The sequence below is a fragment of the Amycolatopsis pretoriensis genome (genome assembly GCF_900107925.1).
GTDB classification, from domain to species: Bacteria; Actinomycetota; Actinomycetes; order Mycobacteriales; family Pseudonocardiaceae; genus Amycolatopsis; species Amycolatopsis pretoriensis.
Genome location: NZ_FNUJ01000014.1, coordinates 34,037 through 52,133, shown reverse-complemented (window position 1 = coordinate 52,133; position 18,097 = coordinate 34,037). Strand labels below are relative to the sequence as shown.

The 18,097-nt window shown below is 70.5% G+C and carries 16 protein-coding genes; 7 read left to right on the top strand and 9 right to left on the bottom strand.

Annotated features, from left to right (window positions below; all coding sequences use genetic code 11):
• The first annotated feature begins 101 nt into the window (after nt 1-101).
• Nucleotides 102-521, top strand: a complete 420-nt coding sequence (locus tag BLV96_RS43795; protein WP_086677197.1) for a hypothetical protein — start codon at nt 102-104, stop codon at nt 519-521.
• Nucleotides 522-527: 6 nt separating this feature from the next.
• Here the strand turns inward: BLV96_RS43795 and BLV96_RS43790 are convergent, their stop codons facing one another.
• Nucleotides 528-3,326, bottom strand: coding sequence for an AfsR/SARP family transcriptional regulator (locus tag BLV96_RS43790; protein ID WP_244180932.1), 2,799 nt, complete (start codon nt 3,324-3,326; stop codon nt 528-530).
• Nucleotides 3,327-3,421: 95 nt separating this feature from the next.
• Here BLV96_RS43790 and BLV96_RS43785 point away from each other — a divergent pair, with 95 nt between their 5' ends.
• Nucleotides 3,422-3,895 (top strand): hypothetical protein, encoded by a 474-nt coding sequence (locus BLV96_RS43785; RefSeq protein ID WP_086677195.1) that lies wholly within the window; start codon nt 3,422-3,424, stop codon nt 3,893-3,895.
• Nucleotides 3,896-4,050: 155 nt separating this feature from the next.
• Nucleotides 4,051-4,200, top strand: a complete 150-nt coding sequence (locus BLV96_RS50135; RefSeq protein WP_158104154.1) for a hypothetical protein — start codon at nt 4,051-4,053, stop codon at nt 4,198-4,200.
• Here BLV96_RS50135 and BLV96_RS43780 read toward each other — a convergent pair.
• Nucleotides 4,189-5,139, bottom strand: coding sequence for an oxidoreductase (locus BLV96_RS43780; RefSeq protein ID WP_086677194.1), 951 nt, complete (start codon nt 5,137-5,139; stop codon nt 4,189-4,191). The two genes, BLV96_RS50135 and BLV96_RS43780, sit on opposite strands and share 12 nt — an antisense overlap.
• Nucleotides 5,140-5,272: 133 nt before the next feature.
• On the opposite strand from BLV96_RS43780, the gene BLV96_RS43775 reads away from it, so the two are divergent.
• A complete protein-coding gene (locus tag BLV96_RS43775; protein ID WP_086677193.1) occupies nt 5,273-6,139 on the top strand; it encodes a helix-turn-helix transcriptional regulator in 867 nt (288 codons plus the stop codon).
• Here BLV96_RS43775 and BLV96_RS43770 read toward each other — a convergent pair.
• Nucleotides 6,136-6,876: a hypothetical protein gene (locus BLV96_RS43770; RefSeq protein ID WP_244180931.1), complete on the bottom strand. Its 741-nt coding sequence runs from the start codon at nt 6,874-6,876 to the stop codon at nt 6,136-6,138. The two genes, BLV96_RS43775 and BLV96_RS43770, sit on opposite strands and share 4 nt — an antisense overlap.
• A 79-nt stretch (nt 6,877-6,955) precedes the next feature.
• Entirely contained in the window at nt 6,956-7,741 is a 786-nt protein-coding gene (locus tag BLV96_RS43765; RefSeq protein ID WP_143051119.1) for an RICIN domain-containing protein, read from the bottom strand.
• Nucleotides 7,742-7,806: 65 nt separating this feature from the next.
• On the opposite strand from BLV96_RS43765, the gene BLV96_RS43760 reads away from it, so the two are divergent.
• Nucleotides 7,807-10,863, top strand: coding sequence for a tetratricopeptide repeat protein (locus tag BLV96_RS43760; RefSeq protein ID WP_086677191.1), 3,057 nt, complete (start codon nt 7,807-7,809; stop codon nt 10,861-10,863).
• 6 nt (nt 10,864-10,869) lie between these two features.
• Here BLV96_RS43760 and BLV96_RS43755 read toward each other — a convergent pair whose 3' ends face one another.
• Complete coding sequence (locus BLV96_RS43755; protein WP_086677190.1) at nt 10,870-11,709, bottom strand: dienelactone hydrolase family protein; 840 nt, start codon at nt 11,707-11,709, stop codon at nt 10,870-10,872.
• Nucleotides 11,710-11,744: 35 nt separating this feature from the next.
• On the opposite strand from BLV96_RS43755, the gene BLV96_RS43750 reads away from it, so the two are divergent.
• On the top strand, nt 11,745-12,782 hold the full coding sequence (locus BLV96_RS43750) for a GlxA family transcriptional regulator (RefSeq protein WP_244180930.1): 1,038 nt from the start codon (nt 11,745-11,747) through the stop codon (nt 12,780-12,782).
• Nucleotides 12,783-12,837: 55 nt separating this feature from the next.
• On the opposite strand, the gene BLV96_RS43745 is transcribed toward BLV96_RS43750, so the two are convergent.
• Entirely contained in the window at nt 12,838-13,797 is a 960-nt protein-coding gene (locus BLV96_RS43745; protein ID WP_086677208.1) for a ketopantoate reductase family protein, read from the bottom strand.
• 69 nt (nt 13,798-13,866) lie between these two features.
• On the opposite strand from BLV96_RS43745, the gene BLV96_RS43740 reads away from it, so the two are divergent.
• Nucleotides 13,867-14,439, top strand: coding sequence for a TetR/AcrR family transcriptional regulator (locus BLV96_RS43740; protein ID WP_086677189.1), 573 nt, complete (start codon nt 13,867-13,869; stop codon nt 14,437-14,439).
• Between the two features lie 201 nt (nt 14,440-14,640).
• Here the strand turns inward: BLV96_RS43740 and BLV96_RS43735 are convergent, their stop codons facing one another.
• From BLV96_RS43735 to BLV96_RS43725, 3 genes are all read right to left on the bottom strand, one after another.
• Nucleotides 14,641-16,059, bottom strand: a complete 1,419-nt coding sequence (locus tag BLV96_RS43735) for a M1 family metallopeptidase (protein WP_244180929.1) — start codon at nt 16,057-16,059, stop codon at nt 14,641-14,643.
• 55 nt (nt 16,060-16,114) lie between these two features.
• A complete protein-coding gene (locus BLV96_RS43730) occupies nt 16,115-16,822 on the bottom strand; it encodes an NAD(P)-dependent oxidoreductase (RefSeq protein WP_086677188.1) in 708 nt (235 codons plus the stop codon).
• Nucleotides 16,823-16,922: 100 nt separating this feature from the next.
• The gene (locus tag BLV96_RS43725; protein WP_086677187.1) at nt 16,923-18,086 is read right to left on the bottom strand and encodes an epoxide hydrolase family protein; all 1,164 of its coding nucleotides are present in this window, start codon (nt 18,084-18,086) and stop codon (nt 16,923-16,925) included.
• Between the last annotated feature and the right edge of the window lie 11 nt (nt 18,087-18,097).

Here is an 18,097-nt window from a genome sequence, read left to right as displayed (position 1 = left end):
CGACGGGCACTGCAGAAGTTCGGATGTAGTTCACAAGGGCAACGCCGCACGATGGTCGCCGGTCATGACGGAAGCGCCGTCACAGGCCGCGGGAGGAACTCATGCGCATCAGCAAGATCAGCGCCGTTGCCGCCGTTGCCGCTGCCACGATCACTACGGGCGTCCTCGCGCCCGCCGACGCCGCACCAGTGTCCGGCGTCCCGACGATGACGGTCACCCAGACCCCCGGGACAACGGCGCGGCCGGCCGCCGGCCCGGGGACGTGCTCGGGATCCTGGATCTACGTGGACACTTTGGGCGGCGAGATCGGGGCTCGCAGCCGGCCGGACGCGGACGCGGGCAGTACGATCGTCTTCATCGTGAAGGGCACCGGGTTGCTCCCGTGCCGCAAGGGAGTCACCAGCGGCCTGGCCAACGCGTGTGGAGTGACGGGATCGCATGCATGGGTCCTCGTCCAAAACGTCGCGAAGCCCGGATGGTCGGGATACATCCCGGCTGTGTGCACGTCCGACTATTCCTGACGCCAGTTACGAAACGTCCTTTTGGGCGGCCAACCGCTCGCGAATCCGCTTCTCCTCGTCGTGACGGCCCTGTAGTTCGTACCGGGCCAACGCCTCTTGCCACGCAATCCGGGCCTCGGCGACCTGGCCCGTGGCGAGGTACGAGTGACCGAGGGACTCCAGGGTGCTTGCCTCCTGGTACGTCTCGCCCAGGCGGCGGAACAGATGCAGCGCTTCTTCGTAGTGCTCGGCGGCGGTCCGGGGTTGGCCGGCTTGGTGGGCGATGTAGCCGAGGCTGTCCAGGGTGTGGGCCTCGGCTTCGGGGTCGGCGTTGGCCCGGTGCAGGGCCAACGCCGCCTCGCAGTGCGCGCGGGCTGTCTCGTGGTCACCGAGGCGGGCGCTGTACCAGCCGACCTGGTTCAGGGAACGCGCTACCCACACGGTGTCACCGACAGCGCGGTGCAGTCGCAGCGCGTGTTTCGCATGGGTCAACGCCTTCGCGTCGCCTTGCAACTGTTCCCAGACCCGGGCCAGTTCGTAGTGCGCGCGGGCCTGGTTCGTGCGGTCGCCGTGTTGTTCTGCCAGGTCGGCCGCCCGATTCAGGTGGTCGACGGCTTCGTCGTGGCGCTGGAGGTTCGTATACGCGCGCCCGAGCAGCCGGTGGGTACGGCCGGCAATCTCCGGATCGTCCAGGTGCTCGGCGGCGGCCAGCCCCGTCAGCCACGCCGCCAGCCGCTCGTGGACGTGTCCGCGACGCTGCTGATACGCCGTCAGCACCCACGCGAACTGCCACGTTGCCCGGTGCCACCCACGCTGTGCTGCCGCACGCTGCGCGGCCATCAAGTTCGCGTGTTCGGCGTCGAACCAGGCCAGTGCATCAGGCAAGATCGGCACGTCGACCTCGACCGGGTCGAACGCGATGCCCGGACGAAGCGGATTGAGCTGCAGGTCGGCCTTGCGAGCTGTGTGCAGGTAGAAGTCCACGAGTCGACGGAGGGCGGTGTCACGGACTTGGTCCGGCAGCTCGCGCGCGAGGTCGGCGGCGTGCCGGCGGACGACGTCGTGCATCCGGTACCGCCGCGGAGCGTGCTCGACGACCAGCGACGCCCTGGTCAGCCGCGCCAGCACCGCGTCGACGGGAAACCCGATGAGATGAGTGACGGCCGGCACGCCCAAGTCGGGCCCGGGCGCGATTCCGAGCAACGCGAACGCCGTGACGTCCGCCTGCGTGAAGGAGCGGTACGACCACGAAAGCACGGCCGGCAGGCTCGCGCCGGGGTCGTCGTCGGCGAGCGCGGCCGGTCCGCGTTCGTCCAGCTCGTCGGCCAGGACGTCCAGCGAGAGCTCGGGGCGGATGCTGGCGTTGGCCGCGACCAAGCTCAGAGCCAGCGGCAACCCGCCGCACAGGGCGACCATCCGGGCCACCGCCGGTGCCTCGGCAACCACCCGGGCTGGGCCGAGCCGGGCGGTGAGCAAAGCACGTGCTTCGGCGGCGGACAGCACGTCCAGCGACAGGTGCCGGGCGGCGTGCCTCGCGACCAATCCCGGCAGCCGGTTGCGGCTGGTGACCAGGACGGTGCACGTACCGCCGCCGGGGAGCAGCGGTGCGACATGGTCGGTGTCGACCGCGTTGTCCAGCACGAGCAACATCCGTTTTCCGGCGACCAGGCTGCGGAACAGCGCTGCCCGGCTGTGCAGGGCGACCGGCACGCGGCGGGGCTCGACGCCGAGTGCTTCGAGGAAGTCGCGGATGGCCTCGGCCGAGTCCATGGGCTGGTCGTCGGCCGCGAACCCCCGCAGGTCTACGAACAATTGCCCGTCGGGAAACCGGTCGGCGTGCTGGGCGGCCCAGCGCAGCGCGAGCCAGGTCTTGCCGATCCCGCCGGCACCGGCGACACACCAGACGCCGGCGGTGGCGTCGAGCTGGGCGAGTTCGCTGTCGCGGCCGACGAAAGACGCCGGCGCGGCGGGTAGTTGACGAGGCACCGCAGCCGACCCGGTAGGCGTTGGCGGCACCGGGTCCGCGAGCAACTGCCGGTGGATCTCTTGCAGGGCGTCGCCCGGCTCGGTGCCGAGCTCGTCGACCAGCCGTGCGCGGACGCGACCGTAGTGCTCGAGCGCTTCCGCGCCTCGGCCGGCCTGGCTCAGGGCGAGCAGGTATTGACCGGCGACCCGCTCGTCCAGCGGATGTTCGGCAGTCCGCGAGGCCAGGTCCGGCACGAGGTCCGGGCCGTGGCCCGAACGCAGCCGGATATCGGTCAGGTCGTGTTCGGCGGTCAGCCGTTCGCGTCCTAGCCGTTCCCGCTCGGATTCCGCCCATTCGCCGGGCAGACCGGACAGCGCGTCACCACGCCAGAGCGCCAGTGCCTCGGTCAGCTGCCGGGCGGACTCGACATCGTCGGGCTCGGCGCGGGCTTGGGCGACGAGGTCTCGGAAGAGTCGCAGGTCTACGTCTCCGGCCGAGCGCGTTTCCAGAACGTAGCCGCCGGCTCGCCGTGCGATGGTCAATCCATCGGCGGCCGCGAGGACCCGCCGCAGTCGGGAGATGTAACTGTGCACGGTGGCCCGCGCTCGGACCGGCAGATCGGCGCCCCATACCCGGACGGCGAGGCGATCCAGCGGTACCGGCCGGTTCGCGTCCACGGCGAGGGCGGCGAGAACACACCGCTGCTTGGCCGCCCCCAGGTCCAAGCCTCCGCTGTCGCCGTCCGCGCTCACCTCTCCCAGCAGGCGCAACACCCACCTCACCCCTCCCCAGAGCAACGCAGGTTCGGCCGGTTGGTCCACCGGCACGACCGACACCAGGCATAGCGCCTTGACCAGCACTGTGCAGGAACTCTGCAAGCAATTCACACGATCGGACCTGACAGTGGCATCCAAGGGCCGTCGGGCTCATCGCCGCAGATCACCGAGGAGGGACCGTGAACTACATCCGAAGCCTGCTGGTCGCACTGGGATTGATGACGATCGCCGTGACCATGTCCGCACCCGCGCAGGCACAGACGTCCGACACACGCGGCGCCGCGCCGGCCGTCGGTGCCGCGGCCGTTACCACCGAGTCGGCGCCGGCCACCACCACGTGCGAGACAGCCGGCGCGGGCTCGGTGACCCACTTCACCCTGTACTACTTCACCGGTTACGTCGGACGATGCATCACCTTCTACGGCTTCCAATCCTGCACGTCCGGCTACACCGACAACGAAGGTCTCTACGACCTCCGTCTCTACGACGGATGGGACAACGAAACCATGTCGGTACACACCTACCACTTGTGCGACGTCCGCTTCTACGACTCGTACAACTGTCCGAGCCAGGGTGTGCAGACGGGCTGGATCGACAACAGTGCCGACCTCGGCTCTTGGAGCAACCGGGCGAGCTGTGTCCTGGTCAGTTGAGCGACACCGATGTCCGGGTGAGGTCGCACTGCACGCGAGCTGAACGCCGGAGGCCGCTGATCCGGTAGCGGCCTCCGGCGGGACTTGCCAAGCCGCCCTCGAGCCGGCGCCGCCCAATGGGGACCGGACCTCGACCCCGGCGTGGCGGGGACCGGGTGGGCAAGCGCGACGACGGCTTCGCGATCATCGAGCGGTCAGCCCGCCAAGATCCCACTTCCCACGCCGCCTCCGGTAATGAGCAGGAACCAACCGATTGCACCGAGCGCATGATCCTGCGGCGCGGCGTCGCCCGCTCATCGGCATGAAAGTCCTTTCGGAGCGACGCCGTCGCCGGGTTCAGAGAGGTAACTGACCCCGGTCAGTCCCTGGGCCGCCGCCCAAAGCCGCCGGCCGAGGGACGGGTCGGCCGCTTTCGGGCTGAGCCGAGCCTCCGTGACGCGGCCGCGGGTCTCCGCGAGGCCGGCCGGTCCGAAGAACCCGCCGCTCCGCACCCCGGCCGCGGTGGCGGCGTACAACTGCGGCAGCGCGCCCCGTTCCACCGATTGGGTCGCCAGCAGACCGAGCCGTGCGATCACCCGCCCGAACCGGCCACGGTGTTCCCACGCGCGCGGGGTCAGGTTGGTGCGGGTGAGACCGGGGTGGGCCAGCACGCTCGTGATCGGCAGTCCCGCGGTGCGCAGACGGCGGTCCAGCTCGAGACCGAAGATCGTCGTGGCGAGCTTCGATCGGCCGTACGCGGTGGTGGCCCGGTAGCCGCGTTCGAACATCAGGTCGTCGAAGTCCAGGTCGGCCGTCTTGTGGGTGATGGAGCTGAGGTTGACCACCCGCGCTTCCCGCGCCGCGGCCAGGTTGTCCAGCAGCAGGCCGGTCAGGGCGAAGTGGCCCAGCATGTTGGTGGCCAGCTGCAGCTCGAAACCGTCGGCCGAGGTGCGGCGCGGGCCGAGCAGGACCACCCCGGCGTTGTTGACCAGCAGGTCCAGCGCCGGGTGGTCGACGGCCAGCTTGGCGGCGAAGGCGCGGACCGAGCCGAGGGAGGCCAGGTCCAGCTCGCGCACCTCGGTGTCGCCGTCGATCCGGCGGGCGGCCCGCTCGCCGGCGGCCGGGTCGCGGACGGCGAGGACGACGTGGGCGCCGTGGCGAGCCAGTTCCGCGGCGGTGACCAGGCCGAGGCCCGAGTTCGCGCCGGTCACGACGGCGACGCGGCCGTGCTGGTCGGGGATGCGGTCGGCGGTCCATCCGGTCATCTGCTGCTCCTGGAGGAGGTCGGGGTCGCTGTGCCGACGACGTTAGGAGCGGTCCGGGCGGACTCGGTCGGTCTCGGTTGCCTGGGTCTGCGCGACCTACCCTGGGCCCACGCGAAGCGGCCACACTGGGGGCATGAGCAGTCCGCATCCCTTCGCTCGCGAACTCGGGGAGTTCGTGCGTGCCCGGCGCACCCGGTTGCGTCCCCACGACGTCGGCCTGGAGCCGGGCGGCAGGCGCAAGGTCACCGGGCTGCGGCGGGAAGAGATCGCGCTGCTGGCCGGGCTGAGCACCGACTACTACCAGCGGATCGAGCAGGGCCGCGACGTCCGCCCGTCCGACGACGTCCTGGCGGCGCTCGCCGGCGCGCTCGGCCTCGGCGACGAGGAACGCCGGCACCTGTTCGCCCTGGGCCACGCCGCCCGCCGTCCGGCGCCCGCCCCGGTGACCCGCGAGCCGGAGCGCGTGCCGGAGCGCACCCGCCGGCTGCTGCGGGTGATCGACACCCCGGCGGTCGTCCTCGGCCGGCACCTCGACCTGCTCGACTGGAACCCGATGGCCGAGGCGCTGCTCGGCGACCCGGACACCTACCCGCCGGACCGGCTCAACATGCTCCTGCTGCTGTTCGACGATGTGCTGACCGCGCAGCGGAGCTGCCCGGACTGGGAGAAGCAGGCGCTGGACTACATCGGCATGATGCGTGCCGCCGTCGCCACCGATCCCACCCATCCCCGCGCGACCGCGATCGTCGGCGAGCTGAGCATCCGCAGCGCGGAGTTCCGCCGGTTGTGGGTCCGCCACGACGTCCGCGAGTCGGTGCGCGGCACCAAGACCTTCCGGGTGCCCGCGGTGGGCGACATCCGCCTGGACTGGGACACCTACCCGCTACCCGGCGACCCCGGACCGGTCATGCTGGTGTTCACCGCCGAGCCGGGCAGCCCCGACGCGGACCGGCTGGGGCTCTTGGCGTCGTGGCACGCGTCCCGCTCTGCACCCGCCTAGCCGCGTCGAAGATCGGCTGCGATGGCCCGTCGGTATTCCTGGTTCAGCCGGGCGAACCTCACCTCGTCGACCGCCGCCGGGTCGGTCAGCAACGCGATCACCGTTGCGCCACCGGGAGATCGGCGGACGTCGGCGTCCAGACCCGCGGTGACGGGCGCGAGCAACCGGTGGTGGTCGGCGTCGAAGTAGGTCCACCAGCTCAGCCAGTCCGGCCAGGCACCCCAAGCCGGCGGGGTGTTGCCCGCGAGCGGATCGGGTAGCTCGTTCCAGATCTGCTCCAGCGACCATTCGTCCTCGACGCGGCCGAACAGCGCGCCGGTCTCGTCCGCGATCGTGATCCACAGTTCGGTCAGCAGCCGGTGCAGCTGCCGGAACGGTTCGGCCCGGGCGTCGGGAGTCCGCCGGCAGTAGCACGCGTCCAACGACAGGTCCAGGGAGTCCCAGCCGTTTCCGCTGCCGGGTTTGGTGGACAGCCGGATGTCGTCTTCGGCCCTGGTCCACAGATTGGTCGACCACGACCCTTCGGCAAGGGCCTGCACCAGCTGCCCGCGGTCGAGCACCCGGTGTTCGCCTTCGCGGCCCGGCGTGTTGTCGAATCCGTTGATCCCGCCGTCCGGCCGGTGCGGCGACAGCCCGAACCCGCCGGCCACGGCCAGCAGCAGTTCGATCGTCGTGGGGGTCACCGTTCCGCCGGGCAGTGCCAACGTCCACGACCAGTCCGAGCCCATGATCGGCATCTTCGCACGGAACGCGGCACCGCCGAACCGAATAGGTGCCGGCCACTGGAGCAGCCCGCGGCCGCGTTGAGCCGTTGACTCAACCGACTTCCGCCATGCGGCCTTGGGGCAGCAACAGCATCCATTGTTGTGAGCTGCGCGAATGGCGGTCTTCGAACCACGGCCCCCACCCTCGCGCGGCGTCGTGACCGATCGTGAGGTAACGACAGCTGTGCACGGACTGGATCAGGTACCCGTTGCCGTCCGGGCTGTCTTCCAAACGCCAACGCTGCCGCGGTTCCCCGGTGTTCTCCGACGTCACCGGATGAACGTCGCCGGAAACTTCGAAGGTGGCGTCGAGGACCAGACCGTTGGCCATGGACACGATCAGCACCTCGTCCTTTTTGCCGCCCGCCTCCAACCGCCAGAGTTGATGCCGCTGGCCATGCGGTGTCCACACGGTCACGTCCCCGCCGGGCTCGGTGCCGATGGGGGTGTCGAGAGCGAAGCCGCACGCTCTGTTGACCAAAAGGAAAGGACCGTTCTTCGACACCTTCGCTCCCTTGAACCGAGCCTGAAAACCGCGATGTGAGAAGTCGGGTTCGCGTTGCGTCCGCCGTGACTGCAACGGCTGTGCCAGGACGGCGATGGCCAGCGCGCCGATTCCGGCGACCCAGCTCGCTCCTTCGACGATGGGGCGCCAGGGGTGCTGCGTGTCTCCGAGCCAGTTCAACAACCCGAAGCGGATCACCGCCCACGTCACGATTCCGCCGGCGACCAGCCACCCCATGCGACCAATTCGACCAGCCAAAATCGACTCCCACCCGACGACGACGTTCGTGTATTGCTCTAACAGATCGCGGGCGGCGGCCGATTCGCTACACACCGGCGGGAACCCCCCGCCCGGGCGGGACGTTGTCCGGTCTGACGCCGGCTGGAGGGGGTCGTCGCTTGACCGATGTCGTCGCCGTGGGTGGGGTGGCCGAGCCGCGCCTGCTGGATGTCGTTTTCCTGCACGGCCTCGACGGGGACGCGCGGGGTACGTGGACCGGCGGAGACGCGGGCACCTTCTGGCCTCGATGGCTGTCCGACGATTTCGACGGCGTCGCAGTGTGGTCGGTGGGCTTCGACGCCTGGTCGACGCAGTGGCGGGGCTCCGCGATGCCGATGCAGGACCGCGCCGTCAACTTGATGGCCGCGTTGCAGCTTCGCGGGATCGGGCAGCGGCCGTTGTGCTTCGTCACCCACAGCATGGGCGGCTTGCTGGCCAAGGAAATCCTCCTGCACGCCGCCCAGGGGCAGACCGAATACGCCGTCTTCGCGAAGGCCGCCAAAGGCGTCGTCTTCCTGGGAACACCGCACACCGGTTCGGCCTTGACCGGCTTCGTCGAGCGGCTGGGCGCCCTCTACCGGGCGACCGCCGCCGTGAAGGACCTCAGACACAACGCCGCTCACCTGCGGCACCTCAACGACTCCTACCGCGACTGGGCGGTCTCCGCCGAGGTCGGCAACCTGGTCTTCTTCGAGGCGCGCCCGACGAAGGGCGTGCAGGTGGTCGACGCGGCCTCGGCCAATCCCGGGCTCCCGCACGTCCGGCCCATCCCGGTCGACGCCGATCACATCGGGATCTGCAAGCCGGCCGACCGCGATTCGCTGGTGTACGGAAAGGTCAAACAGTTCGTCGGGCAGATCCTCGACGCGCGGAAGCGGCCGGCAGGCGAGAACGCGTTGCCCCTTCCCTCCAGCCACTTCACCGGCCGCGACGACGTCGCCGACGCGGTCGTGGACCTGGTGGAGCAGCGGCGATCGGCCGGTGTCCCCCTGGGTGTCCACGTGTTCGACGGCATGGCCGGGGTCGGCAAGACCGAGCTGGTCGTGCAGATCGGCCACCGGATCGCGGGCGGTTTCCCGGACGGCGTGCTGTTCCTGGACCTCGCCGGATACCGGCCGGACATGGAGCCGATCCCGCCGGCGCAGGCGTTGCGCCTGCTGCTGGCGCAGTGCGGTGTCGTGCCCGACGAGACGCAGCAGGCCGAGTCCTTCCTGCGCGCCCTGTGGCGCGATGCGTGCGCCGGGCGGCGGATGCTGGTCGTCCTCGACAACGCCCGTGACCAGGACCAGGTGACGCCGTTGCTGCCCGACGCCCGGGACTGCCTCGTGCTGGTCACCAGCCGAACCGCGTTGATCGGGCTGCGGGCCTGCACTCCTCGGAAGCTGGAAGAGCTCACGGCCGAGGCGGCGGAAGGACTGCTGCGGTCGATCGCGGATCTGCCGGCAGACCGGGCCGAAACCGAAGTCGCCGAGGTGGTCCACCAATGCGGCAGGCTGCCGCTCGCGATCGTCATCGCCGGGTCCATGCTCGTCCACCGGCCGGGGTACCGTCCGGGCGAGCTGGCCGAGGACCTGCGGCGCGAACGCGCCTTCCTGGACGACCTGGCCGAGGACGACGGTTCGCTGCACATCGCGGTGCACGCCTCGCTGCGCCTTTCGTACCGGTGCCTGCCGAAGAGCCTCATGACGGCGTTCCGGCTGTGCGCCTGGCACCCCGGTCCCGAGGTCACCGAGCCCGTCCTGGCCGCGATGCTCATCGTGCCGACGGACCACGACCACCCGGTCCGGGTCTCCGACCGCACGATCGCCGACGCACGCCGGCGTCTGCTCGCCCTCGCCGACCGCAACCTGCTGCGCCCGCACTCGGACACCCACCGGTTCCGCCTCCACGACCTGGTCCGCGCGTCGGGCAGGCTGCTCCCCGAAGACGGCACCGGATACGACCGCGAGCACGTGCTCAAGCACCTCCACCGGGCCTACTGGGCCACCCTCCAACGCGTCGAACTGTGGCGGTACGGCGGCCGGCAGCTCGGCGGGACCTTCACCGCACCCGACGGCGACCTGCCGCTCGTCCCGATCCCCGATGTGGACACGGGCGACGCCTGGGTGCTCCGGGAGCGCGAGAACCTCATGGCGTTCGTCGAAGCCCTCGGGGACCGGCCGTTCTTCGGCGCGTCGATGCTGGCCGCGCAGCTGCGAGACCTCGGGATGGCCGCCGACGCCGAGCGTTGCTACCTGTCGGCCGAGCGGTCCTCCGCCGCCATCGGCTTCGAAGACGGGCGCGCGCTCGCGGTTCGCGGATGTGCGGAGCTGGCCGCGAGAAGGGGCGACTACGCCACCGCGCGCCGGGAATACCAGCGGGCCAGGAAGATCAGCCGCCGGGCGGACGACACCATGGGGATCGCGCTGGCCTGGCGCGGTCTCGGAAGCCTCGCGTTCCTCGTCGACGACCTCGACGCGGCCGAGGACCACCTGCGCCGGGCGTCGTCGCTGCTCGCCGACCACCCGCGGACGCGAGAAGGTCATCCCGTCGCGGTGCGGGACCACGCGAACACCCTGGCCGCCCTCGGCGAGGTCGAGCACGCCCGGGGCCACCACCGGTCCGCGTTCGAGCTGATCGCACGCGCCCAGTTGAACCTCGTCCACGTCGGTGACCTGCGAGGAGAGCAGTCGCTGGCGATCCGGCTCGCCGAAGTGCAGCAGAACCTCGGCGACTTCGACGGCGCGCGACGCCGGCTCGACCTGCTCCTGCGCGAGCACCGGTTGCCCGCCGACAAACAAGCCGAGGCGTGGTGGCAGCTGGGCCAGATCGAGAAGGAGATCGGCGATCCGGTCGAGGCCGTCGCCTTGTTCGAGCAAGTCCTTCGCGTGCAAGAAAAACGCGAGGAACCTCTCGGCCTGGCGAGAGCGCTGCTCGGCTTGGCCGACGCGAAGCGGTTGGCCGGACGCCTGACCGCCGCGGCGGCCGACTTCGAGTGCGCCCTGGCGCGCAGTACCGAGCTGAGCGATTTCAGCGGCGTCGCCGACGCCACGCTGGGCCTGGGCGACGTCGCCCAGGCCACCGGCGATCATCCGCGGGCCTGCCGGCTTTGGTGGGAAGCGCTCGTCCTCGCCACGGAAGTCGACGCGGCCAAGGTCGCCTTCAAGGCCCGCGTACGCCTGGGTTCCGCGCGGTAGGGGCGGTCATCCCGGGCCTGGCTCGTCGCGGCCGAGCCGCTCGGTGAGGAAGGCCAGGATCTCGTCCCTGGCGCGCGTGGTGGGATGTCCCCGCTGATCGACGAGGTGGGCCGTGACGACGCTGTGCGGGCAGGCGACGACATCGCGGAAGAACGGGGGAGGGGCGGGGTTGGCCGTCTCGCCCGGGATGACGCGGCCGTCGAACGCGTCGCCCAGGAGCGCTCGGTAGGCGGCGAACCGCCGGCCGGTGCACCAGCGGTCGTCGTCGAAGCGGTAGGCGAGCACTTTCAGCCCGTCGCGCTCGATGCGCTCGCGGACCTTCGCCGCGTCCTCGGCGCTGATTTCCAGTCCGCCGGGGTCGTCCAGCGGCAGTGAGGGATGGTTGACGACGGGCGCGATGACGGCTGGTTCGAGGGTCATGGTGAGCGCGAAGTTGCCGGTGAAGCAGAGCCCGATCGCCCCGACGCCCGGTCCGCCGCACTCGGCCAGCGCCGTCCTCGCCAGGCCTCGCAGCCAGGTCACGACGGGGCTCGTACCGCCGCCGGCGAAGGCCCGGAACTCGGCGCTGACGCAGGCGCGGCGGACGATTTCCCGCCCCTCCTCGGTGGTGGGGAAGGTGCCGTCGACGCCGAAGAGCGACGGGAGGTAGACCGTGAACCCCGCGTCGCGTATCCAGCGCGCGAAGCGCAGGACGTCGGGGCTGATGCCGGGCATCTCCGGCATCAGCACGACGGCCGGCCCGGACCCGCCGACGTAGACGGTCTTGCCGACACCCCCGGTGTCGACAAGCCGTTTCGAGAAGTCCGCGAGCATGTCGTCGTCCGCCTGCGGTCCGGTGATCGCCATTGCGGCATCGTCCGGCGCGGCGCCCGGTCCTGACCATGGGCGAGATCGCCACGTACCCGGGTAATCTCGCCACCATGGTGCCCCCGCTGCGTGTCGGAGTGCTCGCCTATCCCGGCTGTTTCGCGTCGGAGGTGTTCGGGGTTCCCGACCTCCTCACGATGGCCTCGCACATCTCCGCGGGCGGGGATCCGTCCTACGAGGTCTCGATCTTGTCTTCGCGCCGGCGCGTGGTGGCTGCGGGCGGCGCGGTGGTCACCGTCGTCCCGGTGCGGCCCGTGGATGTTCTCGTCGTCCCGGGGTTCGAGCTGTTCCCCGGGCTGGACCTCGATGCGAAGCTCGCGTCGCTCCGGCCGGAAATCGAGACCATCAGGTCCGGTTCGGGATCGGGGGTCGCGCTGGTGTCGATCTGCGTCGGCGCGTTCCTGCTGGCCGACGCCGGCCTGCTGGACGGGCGGCAGTCGACGACCGCCTGGTTGTTCGCCGACCGGTTGGCCGACCGCTGCCCGGGCACGGACGTCCGGCCGGAGAAGCTCGTGGTCACCGACAGCGGGGTGACCACGACGGGCGCGTTCAGCGCGATGTACGACTTCGCCCTCGGCCTCGTCCGGGAACACAGCGGCAGCCGGGTGGCTCGCGCCACCGCGCGGGTCGCACTCCTCGACGACGCCCGGCCGAGCCAGGCGCCGTACGTCGACGCGGAACTGCTGCCGGCCACCGGCCGGGAGTTCTCCCAGGGCATCCGGCGCTGGCTGGACCAGAACATGGGCGAGCGTTACGACCTCGGGCTGCTCGCCGGGACGTTCCACGTCAGCACGCGGACGCTGCTGCGGCGGTTTCGCGGCGAGACCGGCCAGACGCCGCTCGCGTACCTGCAGAAGGCGCGGGTGCGCCGGGCGAAGCACCTGCTCGAGACCACCGGACGAACAGTCGCGAGCATCGCGGTGGAGGTCGGCTACCGCGACCCCGGCGCCTTCAGCGCGGTCTTCACCCGGCTGACCGGCCGGCGGCCACGGGACTACCGGACGACGTTCGGACGAGACCCCGGGACGACTTCCCGGCCGACCGCGCCCTAGCGTCCGACATTCGCCAGAAGTTTCAACCGAACGCGTTGCCGCCGAGCGTCGGTGCTCAGGTGTTTCCCTGCCCGGCGAAGCTCGGTTCCGCCGCTTCCAGCCGGGGTACCGCGATGCCCAGCCGCCGGGCTTCGGCCAGGGTGTCGCGGCAGACCTCCCTCGGCTCCTCGGCCGCGGGGTCGTCGTGGGACTCGAGACCCCTGCGTGCCATCGGGACGTGAGCGGTCAGCCACGCGAACGCGCGGGCGGTCAGCCACGTCGGTGCCCGGAAACCCAGCGTGCCGATCCGGTGGCGGCGCAGGTCGACGCCGCGCGCCTCGAGCACCGGTAGCAGCTCGCGGGAGGTCAGCAGCGCCTCGCGCAGATCGGCCGTCGCCCCTGCCAGTTCGGACAGCGTTCCCCGGCGCAGGCCCTGCGAATGCAGGCCGGCGTCCGCCACGAAGTGGAGCCACAGCCAGCCGCGGAAATCGCGTTTCTCCCGCACCCGGAGCCCGGCCTCGCGAAACGCCCGCCGCGCGGCCAGCTCGCGTTCGGTCGGGGGCCGGTCCAAAGTTCCGAAGACGACCGTGGGCAGCAGCGACCCGCGGAGCACGCCGTCTTCGCCGAAGCCACCGCCGCCCTGCGGGAAACCCCACGCGACCCGATCGACCGGAAGCGCGCCGATCGCGGCCAGGGGCTCGGCCCAGATGTTGCCGAACACCAGCACCGTGGCGTCGCCGACGCGCGGTGCCAGGAAAGCGGCCGCTTCCGTGAGGCGGTGGTGCGAAACGCTCAGCACGATCAGGTCGAAGTCGTGGTCGGGCGCCAGCTGCTCGCGGTAGCGCACCGGCCACGTCTCGACGACGCGCTGCCCCCACACCCGCTGGCGCGCGTCGAACAGGTCGAGGTCCACTGTCTCCCCGTAAGCCGACGCGCGGCCCGGCCGAACGTAGAACTCGACGTCATGTCCGGCCCGTTCCAGGGCCCAGCCGTACACCGTGGCGATCACGCCCCGGCCGAACATGAGGATCTTCACGTGCACCTCGTCGGGTATGATGAAATTGGAGGTCATCTCCACTTATCAACGTAGGGAGGTGGACGCGGGTTGTCAACGGAAGGCAAGCCGCTGCGGGCCGACGCGCGGCGCAACCGCGACGCGGTGCTGGCCAAGGCGCGCGAAGTCTTCGACGACGGAACGTTCTTCGAGCTGCGCTTCGACGACTTCGCCCGCTTGGCCGGAGTGGGCACGGGCACCCTGTACCGCCACTTCCCGACGCGGGAGGCGCTGGCCGAGGCTGTCTACCGCGAGGAAGTCGCGACGTTGTGCGACCGCGCTCGCCAGTTGCGGGCCACGCTGCCGGCGGGGGATGCCTTGGCGAGTTTCCTGCGGGGCATGGTCGCCTACATCGACACCTACCGGGGCCTGGCCCGGACGCTGGCCACGCTCATGGCGACCGGGGCGGGGACGTTGGCCGAGGGCAGCCGGGAATTGGAGCAGGCCGTCAGCGACTTGGTGGCGGCCGCGGTGGCGGAGGGCTCGATCCGCGACGACGTGAGCGCCGGCGCGGTCTTGGTGGCACTGCACGGCATCGGCGCGGCGCACGACCGTCCCGACTGGCGAGCCGAGGCCGACGGCGTCATCACCCTGGTGCTGGACGGGCTGCGCCGGTCGCTGTGAGGCGACGACCGGCGGCGTCGAAGCACGCACGGCTTGGATCGCCGTGCGGCAACACCGGCCGGGCTTGGGTGTTCAGCGTCCGGTTCGGACAGTCGCTGATCGAGGACGCGCCACTGGCGAACGGTTCGCCGAGTGCGAGACCCCACTGCGAAGCGAGCCGCGCGGCGAGGGAGGGAACCTCGTCGAGCCACGTGCGCAAGTTCAGAGCGCCGGCTTGCCCGGCTGGTACAGCCAGGTGCGGAAGAACGAGTCCAGGTCGCGGCCGGTCAGCTGCTCGACGAACTGGATGAACTGGCGCGTCGAGACGTTGCCGTACCGGTGGGTCGCCGGCCACTGCGTCAGGACCCGGAAGAACGCGCGGTCGCCGATCTTCATGCGCAGCGCCTGCAGGGCCATCGCGCCGCGGTTGTACACCAGGTCGTCGAAGATGTGGTCACGGCCGGGATCGGCGACCTTTCCGCTCCAGTCCTTCTCGTCGGCGTACGTCTTCGCGAAGGTCTGTTGCACGGGAACGTTGTCGAACTTCTCCTGGTAGAGCCATTCCGAGTAGGTCGCGAAGCCTTCGTTGAGCCAGATGTCCGACCAGTGCACGGGAGTGAGGCTGTCGCCGAACCACTGGTGGCCGAGTTCGTGGGCGAGCAGGTCGCCGTCGACGTCGCTGGTGCTCTGGTCGTAGACCGGCCGGCTCTGCGTCTCGAGGGCGTAGTCGACGCCGACGTCGGCGATGATGCCGCCGGTCGAGTCGAACGGGTACGACCCGTACAGCGAGGATTCCCACTGGATGATTTGCGCCGTGGTCTGGTTGAACACCTTGCCCTGACCGGGTTTCGTGTCGATGGACTTGCCGATCGCGGTGATGTCCGGCAGTCCGCCGGGCGTCACGCCGCGGGTGACGTCGTAATCGCCGATCGCGAGCATGGCCAGTTCGCTGGCCATCGGCCGGTTCATGGACCAGCGGAAGGTGGTCCGGTGATCGCGCGTGGTCGTGGGCCCGGGTTCGCCGTTGGCCAGCACGGTGAGTCCGGCCGGGACGGTGACGGTCTGCGTGTAGGTCGCTTTGTCGTCGGTGGTGTCGTTCACCGGGTAGTAGGTCGCGGCGCCGATCGGCTGGTTGAGCGCGACCGCGCCGTCCTTCGTGGCGACCCAGCCGGAGACACCCAGCGCGGGGTCGTCGATCTTCCGCGGGACGCCGGAGTAGGTCACCGAGACGACGAACGGGCTGCCTTTCCGCAGCCCGTGCGGCGGGGTGATCACCAGCTCCTGGGCGCCGCTTCGGGTGTAGGCGGCGTGGCGGCCGTTCACCGAGAGATCGCTGATCTTCAGCGGTCCCTGGAAGTCCAGGTCGAACCGGGACAGATCCTGGGTGGCCGTGGCGAGGATCGTCGTGGTCGCGTCGATCGCCCCGGTGCCGGGGTGGAACTCCAGCCGGATGTCGTAGTGGCCGACGTCGTAGCCGCCGTTGCCCATGTCGGGGAAATAGGGATCTCCGGCGCCCGGCGCACCGGCGGAGTACCGCGGTTCGTCGGGCGCCGCCGCCGCTGCCGGGCTCGCCGCGGCCAGCAGACCGGCGGACAGTGCACAGGAGATGATCACCAGGTGACCACGGTTGACGCCACGCATCGGTCCTCCTCGGCAAGCATCGACGCTGAAGAGTAGGTCCGACCCGACTCGCGAATCAAGCCTGGTGCGGCGGCTTCGAAGTCCGTGCGTTGTCGCGGAGCCACCCGAGCACGGTGGGATTGCCGACTGTCGTGACGACACCGACTGTGGCACCTGCGAACCGTTTGCCTGTCATCAGGTCCAGCATGCTCGCGGCGAGGTCGGCGCGGGCGGTGAACCTCCCGTCGGCTTGAGCTTCGGTGAGTGTGTAGCTCGTCGCGGCCGGCAAGTCGTACAGCCCGCTCGGACGCACGATCGTCCATTCGAGGTCGCTGGCGCGGACGAGGGCTTCCATCCGCCTCATGTCGTCGTACAACGTCTTGCCGAGGACGCGCGTCACGTACGGCACCAGTACCCGGTTGAACAGGAACCCGCCGTCGGAATACCGGCGCGGGGCGACTCCGCTCGAACTCACCACGATGAGCCTGCGCACGCCGTGGCGGCGCATCGCGGTGATGATGTGGGCCGTGCCGTGGGAGTACGTCGTGATCGGCGCTTTCCCGGCGGGTACGCCCAAGGCCGATAACACCGCGTCCTGCCCGGTCACTGCCTTCTCGACCGCTTCCGGGTCGAACACGTCGGCGCCGATGGTGCGGAGCCCGTCGCGCGACGGCATCGAGGCGGGATGGCGGGTGATCGCCGTGACCCGGTGGCCCGCGGTGAGTGCCTGGTCGATGAGGAGGCGTCCGGTCGGGCCGCCGGCGCCGAAGATCGCGATGCGCATCGCGTCCGTCCTTCCTGTCTCGGGAGTGGACGACCACGAGATGCCGTCCACTCCGTCCCCGTGACAGCGGCTCGACGTGACGGGCAGCACACCGCAGACGTCACAAATCGGCCAGTACCGCCGTGAGCCCCTCCCGCAGATCCCCGACGAAGTCCCCGGGAACCTCCAACGACGGGAAGTGCCCTCCGGTCTCCGGTGTCGACCACCGGACGATCCGCCGGAACCGCTCCTGCGCCCACGGGCGCGGGCACTTCTCGATGTCGCGGGGGTACACGCTGATCGCCGCCGGGACCTCGACCCGGAGTTCCGGGTCGAGTGAGTCGTGGCTTTCGCTGTAGATGCGGGCCGCCGAGGCGCCCGTGCGTGTCAGCCAGTAAAGCGTTACGTCGTCGAGGATGCGGTCGCGGGGGATCGTCTCGAATGGACTGTCCGAAGTGTCCGTCCACTCCGCGAACTTGTCGAGGATCCAGGCCAGGAGCCCGACCGGGGAGTCGACGAGCGAGTAGCCGATGGTCTGCGGCCGGGTCGCCTGCTGCTTCGCGTACGCCGCGCGGTACTGCCAGAAATCGCGGGTTTCCTCCGTCCACTCGCGCTCGGCCGCCGTCAGCCCGTCCGTGGACAACCCGGGTGGTGCCTGCGGGGTCACCGTGTGGATGCCGAGGACGTGCGCCGGGAACCGGCCGCCGAGGATCGTCGTGATCACGCCTCCCCAGTCGCCGCCGTGGGCCAGGAACCGTTCGTAGCCGAGCTTTCCCATGAGCTTGACCCAGGCGGCCGCGATCTTTTCGGTGCCCCACCCCGTGTTCGCCGGCTTGTCGCTGTAGCCGAAGCCCGGCAACGACGGCGCCACGACGTGGAACGCCGGCGCCGCCGCGTCCGCCGGGTCCGCCAGGTCGTCGAGCACGTCGACGAACTCGGCGACGCTGCCGGGCCAGCCGTGCGTCAGGAGCAGGGGAGTGGCGTCCTCGCGCGGGGAACGGCGGTGCAGGAAGTGGATTCCCAGGCCGTCGACGGTCGTGCGGAACTGGCCGATCCGGTCGAGGCGCGCTTCGAACGCCCGCCAGTCGTACCCGGTGCGCCAGTACTCCACGACGTCGGCGAGGTCGGCGAGGGGGACGCCCTGGTCCCACCGGCGGCGGCCGGACGCGGTGCGGGGGACCGTCTCGGCTTCCGGCAGCCGCGCCACGGCCAGCCGCGCGCGCAGGTCGTCGAGGTCGGATTCGGGTGCACGGGCTTCGAACACCCGCACGTCGCTGGTGGGCATGAGGCCTCCTG